The sequence below is a fragment of the Novosphingobium aquae genome (genome assembly GCF_037572715.1).
Classification (GTDB): domain Bacteria; phylum Pseudomonadota; class Alphaproteobacteria; order Sphingomonadales; family Sphingomonadaceae; genus Novosphingobium; species Novosphingobium aquae.
Genome location: NZ_JBBHJY010000009.1, coordinates 142,554 through 162,091 on the forward strand (window position 1 = coordinate 142,554; position 19,538 = coordinate 162,091).

Here is a 19,538-nt window from a genome sequence, read left to right on the forward strand (position 1 = left end):
CCTATAGGCACCGCCGCCAAGGTCGCAACCGTGGCCAGATGACCATTGCAAGCCAAGCGGATCGTGGGGGATATGGGTGACTTCCGGGCAATAGCCGAAGCTTTCGTGGACGCGCGCCGTCATGCCCGCGCCTTGCCGGATTACCCCGGTACAGCGCCGCAGGACCTTGCCGGTGCCTATCAGATCCAGGATGCCGCGATCGCGATCGACGGGCGGATGATCGTCGGCTGGAAGGTCGGCCGGATCAATCCTCCGCTCGACGCAGAGCTGGGCGCCAACCGCCTTGCCGGGCCGATCTTCGCCGATACCGTCGTGGTCGCCGCAGACAGCGTGCCGGAAATGCCGGTTTTCGCCGAAGGTTTTGCCGCGGCTGAGGCGGAACTGCTGCTTCACATCGCACCCGGCAATGCCGAAGCCCGCCCCCAGACGGACGCCGAAACCCGCCTCGTCATTGACGAAGTGCGACTGGGGATCGAAATTGCCAGCTCCCCCTATCCCGGCATCAACAGCGATGGCCCGGCGGTGACGGCAAGCGATTACGGCAACAACCACGGCCTTGTGGTCGGCGCGGCAGTGGAAGGCTGGCAGGACGTCGACCTTTGCGCGATTCCTGTGCGGACGCTGATTGACGGCGAAGTGATCGGTACGGCGACGGCGGCAACGATGCTGGACGGCCCTTATGGCGCGGTGCGGTTCCTGCTCGCCAATCTCGCCAGCCGGGGCATCGACATTTCCAAGGGTGTCTGGGTTTCGAGCGGCGCCATCACCGGTGTTCACCCTGTAGCGCCCGGCCAGCGCGTCGAAGCTGTCTTTGGCATGCACGGTTCGGTTTGCTGCACTATCGGGACTGCAAAAGTGGTTTGACCAATTCCGCCTGGGGACCTAGGCAGGACAAAATACGACCGGGAGAGATCGATGCAGGCCGCAGCACCAAGCCGTTACCGCTGGACGATTGTCGCCCTGCTGTTTTTCGCCACCACGGTGAACTACATTGATCGCACCATGCTCGGCCTGCTGGCCCCGACGCTCGGCAAGGAGCTGGGCTGGAGCGAGAACGACTACGGCAACATCGTCACCGCCTTCCAGGCCGCCTATGCGCTTGGATTCCTGCTGATGGGCTGGATCATTGACCGCTTTGGCCCGAAACTTGGCTATACCATCGCGATCTGCATCTGGACGCTGGGCCATGTCGCGCATGGCTTCGCCTCCAGCGTCGCCTCGTTCATGGCGGCGCGAATGGTGCTGGGCGTTGGCGAGGCGGGGCATTTCCCCTCCGTCGTGCGCGCCAGCAGCGAATGGTTCCCGCAAAAGGAACGCGCCTATGCCATCGGCTGGGTCAACAGCGCGACGACCATCGGCGTTATCCTCACCGCGCCGACCATCGCTTTCTTCATGATCTCGCTCGGCCTCGATTGGCGGCAGACCTTCATCTACACCGGGCTGTTCGGCGTGGTCCTCTTGGTTCTGTGGCGCTGGCACTATTCTTCGCCTCGCGACTCCGGCAAGGTGAGCGAAGGCGAGCTCGCCTGGATCGAGCAGGATCCAGCAGAATCGGTCGAGAAAATCGCCTGGACCAGCCTGATGCGGACGCGTTCGGCATGGGCCTTTGCCGTCGCCAAGTTCCTTACCGATCCGGTGTGGTTCCTCATGCTGTTCTGGCTACCCAAGTACTTCGCCTCGACTTACAACGTCGATCTGAAGGTCGTGCTGCTGCCGATGATCATCATGTACCTGCTGTCAGACATCGGCTCGATCGCCGGCGGCTGGCTGTCATCGAAGCTGATCCAGAAGGGCCACTCGGCGAATTTCGCGCGCAAGGTAACGCTGCTCATTTCGGGCTGCTGCGTGGTGCCGCTGCTGTTCGTCACCGGCCTGCAGAACATGTGGCTTGCCGTGGGCCTGATCGGCCTTGCGCTGGCCGGGCACCAGTCATTCTCGTCGAACCTGCTTTCGCTGCCGCCAGACATGTTCCCCAAACGCGCCGTGGCCTCGGTCATCGGGCTGGGCGGATTTGCCGGCGGCATCGGCGGCATGATCATGGCCAAGTCGGTCGGGCTGGTGCTCGATGCGACGAACGGCAACTACACGCTGATCTTTGCGGCCTGCACGGTGGTCTACTTCCTCGCGGTCGGCTGCATCCATATGCTCAGCCCGAAGCTGACGCGGGCGGACGTCTGAAGCGCCGGCGCGATTACTTCGCTCTGGCGGTAAGGCCGCAATCGCCTATCCTTGACCCACGCCTTCGACAGACCTTATGAGACACACAAGATCATAGGTCGAAGGCGGGGAAGGATTGTAATCACATGCAGATGTCCGGCGAGCAGCGGATTGCCGCCCCGCGCGACAAGGTCTGGGCCGCGCTCAACGATCCCGAGGTGCTGCGCCAAGCGATCCCCGGCTGCCAGAGCCTGACCAAAGAAGGCGCAGACAGCTTCGCCGCCGTCGCAGAAATCAAGATCGGCCCCATTGGTGCGCGCTTCAAGGGCAAGGTCCAGTTGTCCGATATCGATGCGCCCAATGGCTACACCATCAGCGGATCGGGCAATGGCGGGATTGCCGGCAGCGCCAAGGGCGGCGCGAAGGTCCGCCTGTCCGACGCGCCGGGCGGCGGCACGCTGGTGTCCTATGATGTCGATGCGCAAGTCGGCGGCCGCATGGCGCAGCTGGGCGGCCCGATCATCGATGCGACAGCGAAGAACCTTGCCGGCAAGTTCTTTGCCAAATTCGGCGAGGTGGTCGGCGGTGGTGATTCTCCGGTGGTTGAGGCTGCGGCCGCAGCTCCTGCAACGACCGCCGCACCCGTCGCGGCCCGCACGCATAGCGCCGCGCATTCGGGATCAATCTGGGGTTGGGTGGCAGCGCTGCTCATGGCGATCCTCGTCGGCTACTACCTTGGCGCAAGCGGCACTTCGGGCGGCATGGTTTCGCTGGTGCTGGCGTTGCTCGTGATCGTCGCAGCCGCGGCCTTTGAAGCGGGCAAGCGCGGGGGCGGGCGATGAAGCCCGCGCCCTTCGACTACGTCGCGCCGAAAACTGTGGCCGAGGCCTGCGCGATCCTCTCCGAAGCGGGCGGCGGCGCGACGGTGATCGCTGGCGGGCAGACGCTGATGCCGCTGCTCAACCTGCGGATGAGCCAGCCGTTCATCCTCGTCGACGTCAATCATATCGAGGGCTTCTCCGGCGTCACCCGCGTGGCCGGCGGCACCCGCGTGGCCCCCGCCACCCGGCAAGCGGCCGCGCTGAACGACGAGACGCTTGCCCGATACGTCCCCGCGCTCGTCCGCGCGCTCGGCCATGTCGGCCATCACCAGACACGCAATCGCGGCACGGTGGGCGGATCGGTCGCGCTGGGCGAACCGGCGGCGGAGATGCCCGCCTGCGCCGTTGCGCTGGGTGCAACGATCGAGATCGCCTCGGTGCGCGGCACCCGGACACTCGCCGCGCGGGACTTCTACATCGGCCCCTACATGACCGCACTTGAGCCCGACGAATTGGTCACCGGCATTGTCTATCCCGACTGGGGCGAGGGACACTTGGTGCTGTTCAATGAACTGGCCCAGCGCCCCGGTGACTTCGCCCTGACCGGCATGGTCGGCGCGCTGGCGCTGGGTGGCGGCAAGATCGCCCGCGCCGGTCTGGCATGGATGGCCATGGGGCCGATCCCCGTTGCCATGACCGAGGCCGAGGCGGCGCTGGTCGGCCAGTCACTCGACGCCATTGACGTTGCCGCCCTGTCCGAACTCGCCCTTCGGACCACCGCCCCGTTCGACGATCACCACGCCAGCGCCGAATACCGCCGCACCGTGGGCAAGCGCCTGTTCGAAAAGACCCTGCGCGCAGCGGCCCAAGTGAAAGAAGCAGCATGAGCGAGCACAAGGTCGAAATGACGGTCAACGGCGCGCGGCTTTGCGCGACGACCGAAGCGCGCACCAGTCTGGGCGATTTCCTGCGGAGTGACGGCGGCTGGACCGGCGTCCACATGGGCTGCGAACACGGCGTCTGCGGTGCCTGCACGGTGATCGTCGATGGCGCGGCGGTGCGATCCTGCCTGATGCTCGCGGTTCAGGCGGACGGCGCGACAGTGACCACCGCCGAAGGCCTCGCCGCGCCCGATGGCACGCTCCACCCCGTCCAGCAGGCGATGCGCGAAAATCACGCCTTGCAATGCGGCTTCTGCACGCCCGGCGTGGTCTGCACTTTCGCCGCACTGTTGGATCGCAATGAACAGACGAACGAGGCCGAACTGGTCAAGGCCATGTCGGGGCACATCTGCCGCTGCACCGGCTATCAGGGCATTCGCAAGGCCGCAAAGGCGCTCGCAGAAGGCACCGTCGGCCAGGGAGCCACGGCATGAGCGCCGGCGTTGGCTCTGCCCGCCTGATCGGCAAGCGCTTAGAGCGCAAGGAAGACGCGCGGCTGCTTACCGGGCATGGCCAGTTCACGGACGATGTCGTGGTGCCCGGAATGCTCCACGTCGCCTTCGCCCGCAGCCAGGTGGCGCGCGGGCGGATCGTGCGGATCGATACCGAAGCGGCGCGCGATGTGCCCGGCGTCTATGGCGTTCTCACCGCCGAAGAATTGGCCAAGCGGCCGATCACGATGATGAGCTTCTTCTTCGCGCCAACGGAAGTGCCGGTCACCCCGCTCGCAGGGGAACTGGTGCAATATGTGGGCGATCCCTTCGCGCTTGTGATCGCGGAAAGCCGCGCGCTGGCTGAAGATGCTGCCGCGCTGATCGAGGTGGAAATCGAGGAACTCGATCCGGTGGTAACGCTGGCCGACGCCAAGGCCATGGCGCCGATCCACCCCGGCACCGATGGCAATGTCGCAGCCGAAATCGGTGACGAAGAACCTGAGGAGGAGATGGCCGCCGTGCTGACAAGCGCTGCCTTCCGCATCAAGCAGAAGGTCATCCATCAGCGCATTTCACAGGCACCGATGGAAAACCGCGCCATCCTTGCCACGCGCGAGGGGCCGGAAGAACTCAAGCTGTTCATCACCTGCCAGAGCCCGCACAACATCGCCCGCTGGGTCAGCCTCGCGCTTGGCCTGCCGAGCACCTCGATCCGCGTGATCTCCAAGGATGTCGGCGGCTCGTTCGGGCTGAAGAACACCCCGTGGAAGGAAGAATGCGCGGTGATCTGCGCGGCATGGCTCACTGGCCGTCCGCTCAAGTGGACCGAAGACCGCTGGGAAGCGCTGACCGCATCGTGCCAGGCACGCGAGGCCGAAATGACACTTGACGTCGGCTTTGATGAGCAGGGCAGGATGCTCGCCAGCCACGGCGTTTATGACTGCAACAATGGCGCCTACCCGCAAGGCGCGGACAGCAACATCGCTGTCCACATGTTCCTTTGGGCGGCTTACAAGCTCCCGGCCTATTCGTTCCTCAGCCGCGGCTGGTATTCCAATACCAACGGCCTCGCCGCCTATCGTGGTCCATGGGCGATGGAATCGCTGATCCGTGAGACTCTGCTCGACAAGGCTGCGCGCAAGATCGGCATCGACCCGGTCGAAATCCGCCGCCGCAATCTTGTTTACCTCAAGGATCAGCCTGCGGTTTCATCGATGGGCATTCCGGTCGATGACATCACGCCGGGCGAATGCCTCGACAAACTGGTCCAGTATTTCGACGTCGCCGCGTTCCGCAAGGAACAGGCTGAGGCGCGGAAGGAAGGCCGTTATCTGGGGCTCGGCATGGCCGCTTATATCGAACCGACCGGTTCCGCCGGTTCGATGGCTCCGATGACCGGCGAACTGGCGCAAGTGCGGATCGAGCCGACCGGCAAGGTCACCGCCGCCATGTCCACGCATAGCCAGGGCCACGGCACCGCGACGACCATGGCACAGTGCATCGCCGACCGTTTGGGCGTGCCTTACGAGGATGTCACCGTGTTCGAAGGCGATAGCGCACATGGCGGCTTTGGCCCCGGTGCAGCGGGAAGCCGGCAGGGCGTGATCGGCGGCGGCGCAGCAATCCGCGCGGCGGAAATGCTGTCGGACAAGGTCAAGGCACTCGCCGCGCACCTCTATAACGCCTCGCCTGAGAGCGTGACCATCGCTGACGGCGTGGTCCATGTGTCGGGCGCGCCGGAAATGTCGCGCTCGATCGGTGAGCTTGCCGCGATTGCCTATGGCGAGCCGGACCGGCTGCCACCCGGTCTCGAAACCGGCCTCGAAGCGCAGTTCCGCTATCAGCCGCCGCCCATGACGCTGACCAGCGCCGCGCACGCCTGCGTGGTCGAGGTCGATGCCGACACCGGCTTCGTAAAGATCCTGCGCTGGATCAGCAGCGAGGACTGCGGCACGGTGATCAATCCCGGCGTGGTCGAAGGACAGATTTCGGGCGGCCTGGCCCAGGCGATCGGCATGGTCCTGCTTGAAGACATGCCCTACGACGCGCGCGGCAACCCGCAGGCGGCGACGTTCAAGGACTATCTGCTGCCCGCGATCAGCGACGTGCCGATGATCGAATTCGTCCACGCCAACACCCCGTCGAAGACCATCGGCGGCATGCGCGGCGTGGGCGAAGGCGGGGCGATCATTGGCCCGCCGACACTGGTCAACGCCATTGCCGACGCGCTTTCCCCCTTTGGCGAGATCGAGGACCTGCGCCTGCCGCTGACCCCGGCGCGGGTTCTCGACGTGATCGAGCAGCGCAATGTTTCGGGACCCTCGCAGGCGCCCGCAGGCGCACCTCCGCCTCCTGCCGCAGCGCCTGCTGTAGCGGCCGCACCAGAGCCAGTCGCAGCCCCTTGCGGCCCCGTCTCGATCGACGGCGACTGGAACATGGTGCTCAAGACACCGATGGGCCCGCAGGCCATGGTCGTGACTTTCCGCACCTCCGGCAGCGCCGTGGAGGGGACCTTCAACAGCCCGGAAGGCAGTCAGGAATTCGCTGGCGGCGTGCTGGAAGACGGACGGCTGCGCTTCGATCTCAAGGTCGAAAAGCCGATGAAGATCACGCTGAAGTACGACCTTCAGTTTGACGGAGATGCCGTGGCGGGCAAGTGCAAGATGGGCATGTTCGGATCGGCAAAGGTCAGTGGCACAAGGGCCTGAGCACGCGGCATCCCACTCCCACCTCCGCTCACGCTGAGCCTGTCGAAGGGTGTCGGGAGGCGGCCCAGGGTCGCGCGGTATCCTTCGACAGGCTCAGGATGAGCGGGTCTTGTGAATGATCATGCGGCCGCCGCTTCTTCCAGGATCCGCAGCACTACGCGGCGGTTGGTGCGGTTCGCCTCGAAATGGGCAAGGTCCGCATCCCGCGCGAGAACGGCGCGGATGATCGCGGTGCGGCTCGCTTGCCATTGCTCAAGTCCGAAGCCCCAGCGGAAGGTCGTATCGGCCTGCCGCGACTCCGAAACGCCCATGGCGACACGGGTCAGCATTTCGAACAGCGGGCGGCGGACCATGCGGAACAGCTGCTCCTGCAAGCGCCCTTCGAGCGGGCCGATCTGAGCTTCCGCCAAGCTCGCCGCAATCTCCGCGCCAATCGCTTCAAGCACCGGAAACTGCCCTTCATCCCGGCAGCGCGCGGCGGCGGCGCAGAGTTCGTTGAACAGCAGCGAGGTGATGTCGAGTGCTTCTTCCCACGATGTCGGCTCGCTACGCAGGTAGGCACCAAACGAGCGTTCGAGGCTGGTAATGTCAGGCCGCCGCCCGAAATAGCCCCCGCCCGGCCCGCGCCGCACATCGAGCAGACCTTCGTGTTCGAGCACACGCGCGACCTGCTGCACGGTGACGATGCCGACGCCCATTTCGCGGGCGAGATCGTTGAGCGAGCCCAGAGACGCGCCGGGTTCCTGGGCAAAGATCCGCTCCCGCAAGCGGTCAGCCATCAACTCGACCAGCTTGGGTTTGCTTCCGGAAATGACTTCGCGCGGTTCCATCGCCCTATAATATGCCTATAATTGGCCAACGCAACAGCGATCTTGCGGGAATAACGGGATTGTACCGCAATTGATCTGCCTATAATGTGCAGACAACAGATTCGCCGGCGCGAGTCATGGGAGTGGTGCAAAATGGCTTTCAGGAACCCGGACGCGAGCGTCCTGCCGCAATACCCGCTGATCATCGGTGACTTACGCGAGATGCAGGGCAGCGGCGAGACCGTAGCCCACGTCTATCCCGGCACCGGCGTGGTCACGCGTGAGATCCGCATGGCCAGCCCCGCCGATGTCGACCGCGCCGTCGCCGCCGCCAAGGCCGCGCTGCCCGCGTGGAAGGCCATGCCCGGCGACAAGCGCCGCAACCTGTTTTTCAAACTGGCCGAGATGTTCGAGGCGCGTTCGGCCGAATTCGCGCCGTCGCTGGTGTCGGAAAACGGCTCGGTGGCGATGACCGCGCCTTACATGGGCTATGACGCGGCGCAGAAGTTCCGCTATTTCGGCGGCTGGTGTGACAAGATCCACGGCCGCACCGTGCCGATGTGGGGCGCCCCCGCACACGATTACGTGTCCTATGAACCCTACGGCGTGGTCGGCGTTATCGTGCCTTGGAACGGACCGCTGTTCGCCGCCACCATGGTCATTGCCCCTGCGCTCGCCGCGGGCAATTGCGTGGTGCTGAAATCGCCTGACCTTGCGCCCTATTCGGCGATGAAGCTGGTCGAGATGATGCTTGAGGCGGGCTTCCCGGCCGGCGTCGTCAACCTCGTCACCGGCGGCGCGGACGTGGGCGAAGCGATGGTATCACACCCTGGCATCGCCAAGATCGAATTCATCGGTTCAGGCGCGACCGCCAGCAAGGTTCTGGCCAATGCGGCGCAAAGCCTCAAGCCGGTCGGGCTGGAACTGGGAGGCAAGTCGGCGGTGATCGTGTTCGACGATGCCGACCTAATGCTGGCGGCGAAGAAGGGCATCACCGGCGCGGTCTCGTCCAACGGACAGGGCTGCGTCAACGGCACGCGCCTGCTGGTGCAGCGCGGCGTCTATGAGCAGTACCTGCAGATCCTCGGCGGCATCGCCGGTGCCATCGCTGTGGGCGATCCTTTCGATCCGGCGACCACGCTTGGCCCGGTGATTTCCGAGGCTGCACTGGCCCGCATCAGTGCCTTGATCGACGGCGGCACGGCCGACGGCGCGCGGCTGGTCTGCGGCGGCGCGCGGCTCGGCGGTGACCATGCGGCAGGTTCGTTCCTGCCGGTCACAATCCTCGCCGATGTCGCGCCGGACAGCCACATCGCCCAGACCGAGGTCTTCGGCCCGGTGCTGGTCGTCACCCCCTTCGACACCGAGGAAGAGGCGATCGCGCTGGCCAACAGCACCGAATTCGGGCTGGGCGCCTATGTCCACACCCAGAACCTGCGCCGCGCGCATCATGTCGCCGGACAGCTCGACGCGGGCATGATCCACGTCAACGGTTCGGGCGAGGCGATGCAGCCCAATTGCCCCTTCGGCGGCTTCCGCAAGAGCGGCCACGGCCGGCTTGGTGGTATCGAGGGCCTCAACGAATTCCTTCAGCCCAAGAACGTGTGGATGAGCCTCGCTCCTCCCGCCTGACCCTTACCCTTCTGCGGAGAATATCCCATGGCCTTCACCACTGACCAGTTCCGCCTTGACGGCAAGGTCGCCATCGTCACCGGCGCCGGCGGGCGCGGAAATTCGATCGGCCGCGCCTATGCGCTAGGCTTCGCGCTTGCTGGTGCTTCAGTCGTCGCCGCGGACCTCAACCTCGAAGGCGCGCAGGCCGTGGCGGACGAGATTGTTGACGCCGGTGGCACGGCGGTGGCGGTGCAGGTCGACGTGGCAGATCAGGACTCCACTCTCGCCATGGCGCAGGCGGCAGTCGATGCCTTTGGCGGCATCGACATCCTGATCAACAACGCGGCGATGATGGCCGAACTCGGCCAGCTGACCATCGCCGACGTGCCGCTCGACCAATGGAACAAGATTCTCTCGGTCAACCTCACCGGCGCGATGCTCTGCGCTCAGGCCGTAGTCCCGGCGATGCGCGAGCGAGGTGGCGGGCGCATCCTCAACCAGACTTCGGGCGGGGCTTTCCCGGCCACATCGATTTACGGCATCGGCAAGCTGGCGCTGGTCGGGCTGACGACGACAATCGCCAAGCAGCTCGGCAAGGAGGGCATCACCTGCAACGCCATCGCGCCGGGCAATGTGAAGTCTGACGCCGGCAAGCTGCTGGTGCCCGACGATTCGCCGTTCATCCAGTACCTCGCAATGAACTGCGCCACCCGCCCGCGCGGCGAGCCGGACGAACTGGTCGGCACGGCGCTGCTGCTGTGTTCGGAGGCTGGCGCATGGATCACCGGGCAGACGATCCACATCGACGGCGGCTGGGTGATGCGCCCCTAAGAGGCTTGTCAGGGAGCGCGCGCGCCGCCATTCAGCCGCGATGCGCGTCGCCCTCTACGAACCCGAGATTGCCGGCAATGTCGGTGCCGTCCTGCGGCTGGGCGCCTGCCTTGGCGCGGGCGTGGACCTGATCGAGCCGATGGGCTTCGATTGGGATGACAGGCGCGTGCGCCGCACGGCGATGGACTACATCGACCATGTCTCGATAACGCGCCACGCCGGCTTCGACGCCTTCCGCCAAACGCTGGGCGGCAGCCGCCTGCTGCTGTTCACCACCAAGGGCGCAGGATCGGCCTACGATTTCGCCTTCCAGCCGGACGATGTGTTGCTGTTCGGCAAGGAAAGCGCCGGCGTTCCCGCCCCTATCGCTGCGGCGTGCGATGCGCGGCTCCTCCTGCCCATCCGCGCCGAAGTGCGATCGATGAATCTCGCCACCGCCGCCGCGCTCGCGCTGGGCGAGGCCATGCGGCAGACCGCGCTTCTGCCCGAAGTTCCGGCGCCCTGAAGCGACGTCTCGGCGAGGGAATTTCGGCCCGCCGCGCAACAATCCCATCCCTCGCTCGTTCTCCTGATGACCGTCTGCGCGCCGCGATCCTCGTCGATCCGGGCGTGCGCCTGCACAGGAACCAGCAGCCATGAAAAAACCCTCAGCTTCCCCCGCCAATCAGAACGCCCTTCATGAACGTGCCCCCGGATCGGGCGCCATGGTCCCCACCGAAGCGACCGGCAATGCCGGCGAAACGCACCAGCAGATCGCCCACGATGGCGACCATTCCAGCGGCACCGATCACCTGACCGACAATTTCGGTCACCGCATTGCCGATAACCAGAACTCGCTAAAGGCCGGGGAGCGCGGACCGACGCTGATCGAAGACTTGATCCTGCGCGAGAAGATCTTTCACTTCGACCATGAACGCATTCCCGAACGCATCGTCCACGCCCGCGGCTCTGCAGCGCACGGCGTGTTCGAAGTGACCAAGGCGATCCCCGGACTGACCAAGGCCGCACTGTTCCAGAAGAAGGGCAACACCTGCCCCGTCTTCACCCGCTTCTCCACAGTCGCAGGCGGCGCAGGATCGGTTGACACCCCGCGCGATGTGCGCGGGTTTGCGGTCAAGTTCTATACCGAGGCGGGCAACTGGGATCTGGTCGGCAACAATATCCCGGTGTTCTTCATTCAGGACGCGATCAAGTTTCCCGACCTTGTCCATGCCGTGAAAATGGAAGCCGACCGCGGATTTCCGCAGGCGGCCAGCGCACATGACACGTTCTGGGACTTCATCGGGCTGATGCCGGAATCGATGCACATGATCATGTGGGCCATGTCCGATCGCACAATCCCGCGCACCCTGCGCAACATCGAAGGCTTCGGTGTCCACACCTTCCGGCTGGTCAATGCCAAGGGCGAAGGCAAGTTCGTCAAGTTCCACTGGAAGCCGGTGCTGGGTCTGGAATCGACGACCTGGGACGAAGCGGTCAAGATTGCCGGTGCCGATCCCGATTTCCACCGCCGCGACCTGTTCGAGGCGATCGATAGCGGCAACTTCCCCGCCTGGGACCTTGGCATTCAGGTGTTCGACGAGGAATTCGCCGCCGCGCAGCCCTATGACGTGCTCGATGCCACCAAGCTGATCCCGGAAGAACTGGTGCCGGTCGAGATCATCGGCCGGATGACGCTCAACCGCAATGTCGACAACTTCTTTGCCGAGACCGAGCAGGTCGCCTTCATGCCGACCAATATCGTTCCCGGCATCGATTTTTCCAACGACCCGCTGTTGCAGGGGCGGTTGTTCTCTTACCTCGACACGCAGAAGTCGCGGCTGGGGACGACCAACTTCCACCAGATCCCGATCAACGCGCCCAAATGCCCGTTCCACAACTTCCAGCGCGACGGCATGATGCAGACGCTGGTTCCCACCGGCCGCGCCAACTACGAGCCAAACTCGCTTGCCGATGCCGGCGAGACCGGCGGCCCGCGCGAATGTCCGGAGACCGGCTTCTCGAGCTTCACCGAAAATGCCGAGCGCAATGATCCCACCGAGAAGGTCCGGGTACGTGCCGAGCTGTTCGGCGATCATTACAGCCAGGCACGGATGTTCTTCCTGTCGCTGACCGAAAACGAGCAGGCGCATCTGGCCTCGGCATTGGTGTTCGAACTGTCCAAGGTGGTGATCGAGCCAGTCCGCACCCGCGTCCTCAGCCGTCTGCGCAATATCGACGAAAACCTGGCCCAGCGCGTTGCGGATGGTCTGGCCATGGACGTGCCGGCCAAGGCCAAGGCCAAGCGCGAGCCGGTTGACCTTGGCACGTCGGATGCCCTGTCGATCCAGAAGCAAGCGCTCAAGACGCTGCAGGGCCGCACCGTCGGCATCCTTTATGATGAGGGCTCCGACAAGGCAGCGATCGACCAGCTCATGGCCGCGATTGAGGCCGATGGCGGACGCGTGAAGCTCGTTGCGCCGAAGGTCGGGCCGATCAAGGTCAAGGGCGGCACGCTCAAGGCCGATGGCCAGCTGGCGGGCACGCCTTCGGTCATGTTCGATGCCGTCGCTGCGCTGCTCATGCCTGACCGTGCCGCGATGCTGGCGAAGGACGCCGGCGCCGTGCAGTGGTTCGCCGATGCCTATGCGCACTGCAAGACGATTGCTGCTTGCGGCGGCACTCGCGAACACCTGCTGCCCAAGGCCAATGTCGAGATCGACGCCGGCGTTCCGAAGTTCGAGGACTTCATGAAAGTCGGCGCCGTGCGCCACTGGGACCGCGAGCCCAAGGTGCGCGATCTCGCCTGATGCCAAACGTGCCGGGCGCGCTCCGTGTCAGGACAGCGCCCGGTACGCGAAATTGCGAAATTTCACGCTGCCTTCACCCGCTGCAAACAGCGCAGGGCGCAGGCTGAGCAGGTTGTCGATCGTGTTGGCATTGTAGCCCGACACTTCGCTTCGCACGCCGTGCCGCGTCCAGGTCTTGCCGTCGAGACTGTAATGGTACGTGACGATCTGGTCTTGATTGGTGATGCGCATGTGCAGATGGCGCGTCGGCGGTGCCGGTTCGGGCCAGTAGGAGGCCTTTCCGCCGCGATAAGTCGTCATCCGGGTGCCATCGATGCCCATGCCCAGGAACAGACGGTCATCGAAGAACAGCAGTAGGCCGCCCGTGGCAGCGCCCACCAGTTCCATCTCGACAGTAATTTCGTAAGCGCGGTCGCCGACCTGCTGGGTCAGCACCGCGCCGCCGGCTGGCCCCTTGCCTTTGGCCTTGAGTTCCAGCAAGCCGCCGCCAATGCCGATCCGGCTGGTCTCGCCGGGGACGCCGCCATAAAGGTTCCACAGCGAGCCGAGCCGGTTTGCCGTGAACGCGTCGGAATGCGGCATACCGTGGACGAGCGCAGTCCCGCCCGGTTTGCGCAGCGGCTTTGACAGGTCCCCGCCTTTGGCCCGGAACCAGCCGTCGGCGGTCCATTCGATGGGCTCCAGCAGGGTCTGCCGCCCCAGCGTGTGATAGCCGTGCTCATAGCCGTGATAGACCATGAACCACTCTCCGCCCGGAGCCTCGAGGCAGGTGGCATGGCCGCGCGACCACCACATTTCCGCCGACGACAGCGTGCGCTGGATCGGATTGTGCGGACAGTTCTCCCATGGCCCATGGATCGAGCGCGAGCGCGCGGCGACGATCATGTGCCCGGTCGCCGGGCCGCTGGTGCCGCCGACGGCATTGACGAGGTAGAAGTAGTCTCCGCGCCGGAACAGCTTGGGGCCTTCGGGCGAATAGGCCTCGGTGATCCAGTCGTCGGGGTAGCGCCAGGCTTCATAGGCGGTCTCGACCGGGCCGGCGGTGGCGAGGCCGTCCGCCGTCAGCCGCACACGCTTGCCGTTGTTGAAGAACAGGTAGCGGTGCCCGTCCTCGCCCACGACATGGCCGGGATCGATCAGGCCGCCGATCTTCATGTCGATGGGATCGCTCCATGGCCCAGCCATCGATGGCGCATAGATGACATAGGTGTTGGCGAAGCTGGCCAGATCCGTGGACCACGGTGCCTTCATGAAGGGGATGTAGATGAAGTAGCGGCCGTCGTGCTTGGCGATATCGACAGCAAAGACAGTCCCCAGCGGCTTGGCCAGCGCGGTTGCCAGCGGCCGCCAGTTCACCAGATCGCGCGAGTGCCAGATAAGCAATCCGGGCGCGGAATCGAACGACGAATGCGTCATGTAATAATCGTCGCCGTCTTTCAGCACGGTCGGGTCGGGATAGTCGCCCGCCAGCACGGGATTGAGGTAGCGGCCATCGCCCAGGTCGGCGATGCGCTGCCCTTCGATACCGCGTGCCCAGACCGTAGCAACGAGGGAAGAGTGGTCTGAAGCGGCACGGGCGCAAGGCCGTGGGCGGGATTCCCTGGCGGCTACAGGGCTCGCCGCGACGGCTCCAGCCAGCGTCAGCTTCATGGCTGTCCTGCGCGATTCCATGCACCCTCTCCTCTTTTAGAATATATATTCTATATAGGAGATTGCACGGCGGCAAGACCCTTCACGGCATCAGGATCTCTGCGCTGCCACCCGCCCGCGAAAGCGCAGTCTGCGCTCCGGCACAGCAAAACGTTCTCCCGGCACAGGCACCAGTGCTGCAAGGCCAAGGCGATCTGGTAAGCTGGTCAAATGGCTGACATCCACACCCCGCCCAGCGGACCGACCGTGCGAACCGCATATGGCAACCTTGCCGGCGAAGTTGCCGGCGGCATCGTGCGGTACCTTGGCATTCCCTATGCCGCGCCGCCCGTGCGTTTTGCCATGCCCACCGCGCCGGCGAGCTGGCCGGAACTGCGCCGGGCGAACGAACCGGGTGACTGCGCGCCGCAAGTGATCAAGGACTTTCCCGGGCTCGACGTGGTGCCGCTGGTCGGCAAGGGCGGGATCGGCGGCCGCGATTACCTGAAGCTCAACGTCTGGGCGCCGGTCGCCGCCGGACCGCATCCGGTCATGGTTTTCATCCATGGCGGCGGGTTCGTGATCGGCAGCAAGGACGCGCCGATTCAGGACGGCAGCGCTTTTACCGCTTCGGGCGTGGTCTGCGTCTCGATGAATTACCGGCTCGGCATCGACGGCTTCCTGCCGGTGCCCGGCGCGCCGACGAATCTGGGCCTGCACGACATCCTGTTCGCGCTGCACTGGGTGCAGGACAATATCGCGGCTTTCGGCGGCGATCCGGCGAACGTGACGCTGTTCGGCGAAAGCGCCGGGGCCATGGCGACAGCCGACCTTGTCACCTCCCCGCTGGCCCGGGGGCTGTTCAGGCGCGCCATCATCCAGAGCGGCCACGGCGCGATGGTTCGCGATATCGGCGTGGCGCAGCGACTGGTTCGCAAGCTGGCCAAAATTCTGCGCGTCGCACCCGACGCGGCAGGCTTTGCCGGCATGACCGACGAGGCGGCGATGCAGGCCATCGAGGCGGTGAGCAAGCCCACCGCGCGGATCGACCTGCGCGATGCCGAGGGACGCGAGCCGGTTTTCGGGATCAGCCGCTTTATTCCGGTCCACGGCGATGAGGTGCTGCCGCTGCCACCGCTGGAGGCCTTGAAGCGCGGCGCCGGCAAGGACATCGACGTGCTGATCGGCAGCAACGCCGACGAAATGAACCTCTACTTCGTGCCCACCGGGGTCCGGGCAAAGCTCAAGGGCTTCATCGGCAAGCTGATGGCGCGCTGGATCATCGGGAAGTCGCACCCCGATGCCGGCGCGGTGCTTGCCGCCTACGGTCTGGGCCGCAAGGGCGTGAGCGTTGGCGATGCCTTTACGCGCGCCTTGACTGATCTCGTGTTCCGCTGGCCCGCCAGGCAATATGCGGCAGCGCATCAGGGCAAGTGCTGGATGTACGAACTCGACTGGCGCTCCCCGGCCTGCGGCGGAGAGCTGGGCGCGTGCCACGGGATGGAGCTGCCCTTCGTGTTCAAGACCCTGCCGCTGGCCACCGGCGCAGCGGGTCTGGCCGGCGAAAACCCGCCCGCCGAGCTGGCCGAGCGGGTCCACGCGCTGTGGGTGGGCTTCGCGCGCGATGGCTCGCTGCCGTGGCGGCCCTACGACGTGACCACCCGCCAGGTCTTTCAGCTTGACCGGGGCGAGGCGATTTCCGAGCCGGTCATGCCCGCCGCCGCGCACTTGCCGGAATAGCCTCGATGTACCTGCAAAAGCTGCGGCTCGATGGCCGGACGGCCTTTGTCACCGGCGGCGCACAGGGCATCGGCTGGTGCTGCGCCGATGCCCTTGCCGAAGCCGGCGCGCGCGTAACCATCGGCGACCGCGACACTGACCTGCTCGCCGCCGGTGCCGAAAGCCTGCGCGCCAAGGGGCATCTCATCGCCACCCAGCTGCTCGACGTGACCGATTCAGCGGCGGTCGATCTCGCCGCCGACACCATGGCCGCACATGAAGGCCGCATCGACATCCTCGTCAACAACGCCGGCATCGCGCGCAGCGAAACGCCGGCGCAGGACGTTTCCGACGAACACTGGCTGAACGTGATCGACGTCAACCTCAACGGATCATTCTGGTGCGCACGCGCGTTCGGGCGGCACATGCTGGCGGCCAGGTCTGGCGCGATCGTCAATGTCGGGTCGATGAGCGGGTTCATCGTCAACCGCCCGCAGCCGCAAGCCTATTACAACGCCTCCAAAGCGGCCGTGCATCAGCTGACCAGAAGCCTTGCCGCCGAATGGGCCGATCGCGGCGTGCGAGTGAACGCCGTTGCACCGACCTATATCGCAACCCCCCTCAATGCCTTTGCCGACCGGTCGGGGGAAATGTACCAGCGATGGATCGACGGCACCCCGCAAGGCCGGCTTGGCGAGCCTGAAGAAGTGGCCTCGGTCGTGCAGTTTCTCTGCTCCGATGCTGCCAGCCTGATGACCGGCAGCGTCGTGCTGGCCGATGGCGGCTATACCTGCTGGTGAGCCGATCGGCACAGGCTGGCTGACGATCGGCAAACTCGCCAGACCTTTCAGATAGGTTTGAAACCTCTATGACAGGTCAATCGCTGGACCGCCGAGTCCGGACAGTCAGGAGAGGATTTCCCATGCGTCTCAGCCGCCTGCTTGCCATGTCGACCGCACTCGCGGCAGTTTCGCCCACCTTCGCCTATGCGCAGGATGCCGCGCCCGCCGATGAAGCTGCCACCGCGGACGACGGCGCCATCGTCGTCACCGCGCGCAAGCGTGAGGAAACGCTGGGTGACGTGCCTATCGCGGCAACGGCGATCACGGGTGACACGCTGGCCAGCCGGGGGATCAACTCGGTCAGGGAAGCCGCCGCACTCGCCCCGGGCCTCAGCATCAACAGCGACGGTGCCGGCCGCGCCTTTATCGCCATTCGCGGCGTTGGCGTGACGCTGGTCTCGACCGTGCAGCCGGGCGTCGGCCTGTTCATCGATGGTGTCTATCAGCCCAACACCAGCTATCTCAACAACCCGCTGCTCGACGTGTCGCGCATCGAGGTTCTGCGCGGCCCGCAAGGAACGCTTTACGGCAAGAACACGCTGGGCGGCGCGATCAACGTCATCACGCGTGAGCCGACCAACGAACTGTCGGGCCGCGTGCAGGCCAGCTATGCAGGGCCCGACGATGCCTGGCTGGTCTCGGGCTCGCTTTCGGGCGCGCTGATCGAAGACACGCTGTCCTTCCGCGTCGCCGCATCGCACCGCCAGCAGGACGGGTTCATCCGCAACACCCTGCTGAACACCAACGGCAATACGCTCAACACAGACTCGGTCAACGCCACCCTGCGCTTTACGCCGAGCAGCGATTTCAAGCTGACGGTGAAGGGCTATTACGATTCGGTGATCGGCGCGCAGAACACCTATTCGCGCATCACCGGCACTTCGGCTTACACACGCGATATGGCCTTCAATGCGCCTAACCTGCTTTATTTCAAGTACATGGGCATCAACGCCAAGGCCGAGATCGGCCTTGGCGCTTCGACCATGACGCTGATCAGCGCCTATGATCAGCGCAAGACCCGTGCGCCTGATTCCGATGTCGATTTCGGCCCCACCAACTTCGCCCGGTCGACCGGCAATGACGTGCTCAAGACCAACACGTTCGAAGCGCGTCTCGACAGCCCGATTTCGGACCAGCTCTCCAGCCTTGTCGGCCTGTTCTACAGCCGCGAGACCAGCCGCGCCCATGACGAGACGACGCTGCTGCCGGCCATCACCGGACTGCCGTTCAACGTCGTTCGCCTGACGGACAACCAGACCAAGGCCGATACCTACGCCGCCTTCGGCACGCTGTTCTGGAAGCCGTCCGACGCGTGGGAAGTGGCGCTGGGGCTGCGCTTCGACCACGAGGCGCGGCAGGCCATCGGCTCGGTCGTCACCGTGCTGGGACCACTGGGTTCGAGCGGCGGCCCGTTGCCGCAGGCGCGCATTTCGTCGGACCAGGTCGAACCGCGCCTGTCGATTACCCGTAACTGGTCAAGCGAACTGATGACCTATGCCTCGGTAGCGCGCGGCTATCGCGGCGGTGGTTTCAATGCCCCCACGGCCCCGTCGCGCACCTACAAGGGTGACAGCGCCTGGACCTATGAACTGGGCAGCAAATTCACCTCGGCGGATCGCAAGATCTACCTCGCCGGCGCGCTGTTCTACAACGATTACAAGGACTACATCGGTCTCAATTCGATTGCCGCGGCGGCTGGCGGCGGGCTGGTGACAGTCGACCTCAACAGCGGCGATGTCGAAAGCTACGGCCTCGAACTCGAAGCCGTCCTGCGGCCGATCCCTGCCTGGTCGATCTCGGGCGGGCTGACAGTGATGCATGCGCGCATCACCGATGCCAGCGCCTATACTGCCACCACCGGCCGCCTGCTTTCGTCCGACCGGCTGACCTTCCAGCCCGATGTCATGGGCAACATCGCCACCGACTATACCATCGGGCTTGGCGGTGACAGCGAACTGGCCTTCGGGGCATCGGCAACATACAAGGGCAAGCGTCTCGCCGCGACGCTCAACCAGACCACGCCGACTTTCCTTGACGGCTACTGGCTGGGCAATGCCTCGGTCACTTTCCGCCAGGGCAATTTCGAACTGCAGGGGTTTGTCACCAACCTTGGCGACACGAAGTACTGGGAATCGTACATCGAGAAGACCACCCTTCAGCTTGCCGGCCTGCCTGCATCCGATCTGGGCATCGTTGGCGAAGGTCGGCGCTATGGCGTCCGGGCCAGCTTCAAGTTCTGACAGG

15 protein-coding genes are annotated in these 19,538 nt (G+C 65.0%); 13 read left to right on the plus strand and 2 right to left on the minus strand.

All coding sequences use genetic code 11. From position 1 onward, the window contains the following. Nucleotides 1-72: 72 nt before the first annotated feature. From WG900_RS16635 to WG900_RS16660, 6 genes are all read left to right on the plus strand, one after another. The gene (locus WG900_RS16635) at nucleotides 73-864 is read left to right on the plus strand and encodes a 2-keto-4-pentenoate hydratase (RefSeq protein ID WP_339968899.1); all 792 of its coding nucleotides are present in this window, start codon (nucleotides 73-75) and stop codon (nucleotides 862-864) included. Nucleotides 865-915: 51 nt separating this feature from the next. Next, on the plus strand, nucleotides 916-2,178 hold the full coding sequence (locus WG900_RS16640; protein WP_339968901.1) for an MFS transporter: 1,263 nt from the start codon (nucleotides 916-918) through the stop codon (nucleotides 2,176-2,178). Between the two features lie 125 nt (nucleotides 2,179-2,303). Beyond that, nucleotides 2,304-2,999 carry a CoxG family protein gene (locus WG900_RS16645; RefSeq protein ID WP_339968903.1) on the plus strand — a complete coding sequence of 232 codons (696 nt, stop codon included), beginning with the start codon at nucleotides 2,304-2,306 and terminating at the stop codon, nucleotides 2,997-2,999. Beyond that, a complete protein-coding gene (locus WG900_RS16650) occupies nucleotides 2,996-3,865 on the plus strand; it encodes an FAD binding domain-containing protein (RefSeq protein WP_339968905.1) in 870 nt (289 codons plus the stop codon). The genes WG900_RS16645 and WG900_RS16650 overlap by 4 nt, the downstream gene beginning before the upstream one ends. Beyond that, complete coding sequence (locus tag WG900_RS16655; protein WP_339968907.1) at nucleotides 3,862-4,353, plus strand: (2Fe-2S)-binding protein; 492 nt, start codon at nucleotides 3,862-3,864, stop codon at nucleotides 4,351-4,353. The genes WG900_RS16650 and WG900_RS16655 overlap by 4 nt, the downstream gene beginning before the upstream one ends. Next, nucleotides 4,350-7,061 (plus strand): xanthine dehydrogenase family protein molybdopterin-binding subunit, encoded by a 2,712-nt coding sequence (locus tag WG900_RS16660; protein WP_339968909.1) that lies wholly within the window; start codon nucleotides 4,350-4,352, stop codon nucleotides 7,059-7,061. Before WG900_RS16655 ends, WG900_RS16660 begins: the two co-directional genes overlap by 4 nt. Nucleotides 7,062-7,180: 119 nt before the next feature. Here the strand turns inward: WG900_RS16660 and WG900_RS16665 are convergent, their stop codons facing one another. Then, nucleotides 7,181-7,891, minus strand: a complete 711-nt coding sequence (locus WG900_RS16665) for a FadR/GntR family transcriptional regulator (protein ID WP_339968911.1) — start codon at nucleotides 7,889-7,891, stop codon at nucleotides 7,181-7,183. Nucleotides 7,892-8,023: 132 nt separating this feature from the next. On the opposite strand from WG900_RS16665, the gene WG900_RS16670 reads away from it, so the two are divergent. From WG900_RS16670 to WG900_RS16685, 4 genes are all read left to right on the plus strand, one after another. Beyond that, on the plus strand, nucleotides 8,024-9,502 hold the full coding sequence (locus tag WG900_RS16670) for an aldehyde dehydrogenase family protein (RefSeq protein WP_339968913.1): 1,479 nt from the start codon (nucleotides 8,024-8,026) through the stop codon (nucleotides 9,500-9,502). 27 nt (nucleotides 9,503-9,529) lie between these two features. Then, on the plus strand, nucleotides 9,530-10,315 hold the full coding sequence (locus WG900_RS16675; RefSeq protein WP_339968914.1) for an SDR family oxidoreductase: 786 nt from the start codon (nucleotides 9,530-9,532) through the stop codon (nucleotides 10,313-10,315). A 40-nt stretch (nucleotides 10,316-10,355) separates the two neighbouring features. Next, nucleotides 10,356-10,820: a tRNA (cytidine(34)-2'-O)-methyltransferase gene (locus WG900_RS16680; protein WP_339968916.1), complete on the plus strand. Its 465-nt coding sequence runs from the start codon at nucleotides 10,356-10,358 to the stop codon at nucleotides 10,818-10,820. 130 nt (nucleotides 10,821-10,950) lie between these two features. Next, the gene (locus tag WG900_RS16685) at nucleotides 10,951-13,104 is read left to right on the plus strand and encodes a catalase (protein WP_339968918.1); all 2,154 of its coding nucleotides are present in this window, start codon (nucleotides 10,951-10,953) and stop codon (nucleotides 13,102-13,104) included. A gap of 27 nt (nucleotides 13,105-13,131) precedes the next feature. Here WG900_RS16685 and WG900_RS16690 read toward each other — a convergent pair whose 3' ends face one another. Beyond that, nucleotides 13,132-14,775, minus strand: coding sequence for a family 43 glycosylhydrolase (locus WG900_RS16690; RefSeq protein WP_339968920.1), 1,644 nt, complete (start codon nucleotides 14,773-14,775; stop codon nucleotides 13,132-13,134). Nucleotides 14,776-14,964: 189 nt separating this feature from the next. On the opposite strand from WG900_RS16690, the gene WG900_RS16695 reads away from it, so the two are divergent. The 3 genes from WG900_RS16695 (at nucleotide 14,965) to WG900_RS16705 (ending at nucleotide 19,534) form a co-directional block, all read left to right on the plus strand. Beyond that, nucleotides 14,965-16,473 (plus strand): carboxylesterase/lipase family protein, encoded by a 1,509-nt coding sequence (locus WG900_RS16695; RefSeq protein ID WP_339968922.1) that lies wholly within the window; start codon nucleotides 14,965-14,967, stop codon nucleotides 16,471-16,473. Nucleotides 16,474-16,478: 5 nt separating this feature from the next. Then, nucleotides 16,479-17,252, plus strand: a complete 774-nt coding sequence (locus tag WG900_RS16700; protein ID WP_339968924.1) for an SDR family NAD(P)-dependent oxidoreductase — start codon at nucleotides 16,479-16,481, stop codon at nucleotides 17,250-17,252. Between the two features lie 122 nt (nucleotides 17,253-17,374). Then, nucleotides 17,375-19,534, plus strand: a complete 2,160-nt coding sequence (locus WG900_RS16705) for a TonB-dependent receptor (protein ID WP_339968925.1) — start codon at nucleotides 17,375-17,377, stop codon at nucleotides 19,532-19,534. Nucleotides 19,535-19,538: the final 4 nt, after the last annotated feature.

What these genes read in the sequence shown, in the direction of transcription:
- WG900_RS16635 (WP_339968899.1), top strand. Translation starts at nt 73, where the DNA reads ATGGGTGACTTCCGGGCAATAGCCGAAGCTTTCGTGGACGCGCGCCGT.
- WG900_RS16640 (WP_339968901.1), top strand. Translation starts at nt 916, where the DNA reads ATGCAGGCCGCAGCACCAAGCCGTTACCGCTGGACGATTGTCGCCCTG.
- WG900_RS16645 (WP_339968903.1), top strand. Translation starts at nt 2,304, where the DNA reads ATGCAGATGTCCGGCGAGCAGCGGATTGCCGCCCCGCGCGACAAGGTC.
- WG900_RS16650 (WP_339968905.1), top strand. Translation starts at nt 2,996, where the DNA reads ATGAAGCCCGCGCCCTTCGACTACGTCGCGCCGAAAACTGTGGCCGAG.
- WG900_RS16655 (WP_339968907.1), top strand. Translation starts at nt 3,862, where the DNA reads ATGAGCGAGCACAAGGTCGAAATGACGGTCAACGGCGCGCGGCTTTGC.
- WG900_RS16660 (WP_339968909.1), top strand. Translation starts at nt 4,350, where the DNA reads ATGAGCGCCGGCGTTGGCTCTGCCCGCCTGATCGGCAAGCGCTTAGAG.
- WG900_RS16665 (WP_339968911.1), bottom strand. Translation starts at nt 7,891, where the DNA reads ATGGAACCGCGCGAAGTCATTTCCGGAAGCAAACCCAAGCTGGTCGAG.
- WG900_RS16670 (WP_339968913.1), top strand. Translation starts at nt 8,024, where the DNA reads ATGGCTTTCAGGAACCCGGACGCGAGCGTCCTGCCGCAATACCCGCTG.
- WG900_RS16675 (WP_339968914.1), top strand. Translation starts at nt 9,530, where the DNA reads ATGGCCTTCACCACTGACCAGTTCCGCCTTGACGGCAAGGTCGCCATC.
- WG900_RS16680 (WP_339968916.1), top strand. Translation starts at nt 10,356, where the DNA reads ATGCGCGTCGCCCTCTACGAACCCGAGATTGCCGGCAATGTCGGTGCC.
- WG900_RS16685 (WP_339968918.1), top strand. Translation starts at nt 10,951, where the DNA reads ATGAAAAAACCCTCAGCTTCCCCCGCCAATCAGAACGCCCTTCATGAA.
- WG900_RS16690 (WP_339968920.1), bottom strand. Translation starts at nt 14,775, where the DNA reads ATGGAATCGCGCAGGACAGCCATGAAGCTGACGCTGGCTGGAGCCGTC.
- WG900_RS16695 (WP_339968922.1), top strand. Translation starts at nt 14,965, where the DNA reads ATGGCTGACATCCACACCCCGCCCAGCGGACCGACCGTGCGAACCGCA.
- WG900_RS16700 (WP_339968924.1), top strand. Translation starts at nt 16,479, where the DNA reads ATGTACCTGCAAAAGCTGCGGCTCGATGGCCGGACGGCCTTTGTCACC.
- WG900_RS16705 (WP_339968925.1), top strand. Translation starts at nt 17,375, where the DNA reads ATGCGTCTCAGCCGCCTGCTTGCCATGTCGACCGCACTCGCGGCAGTT.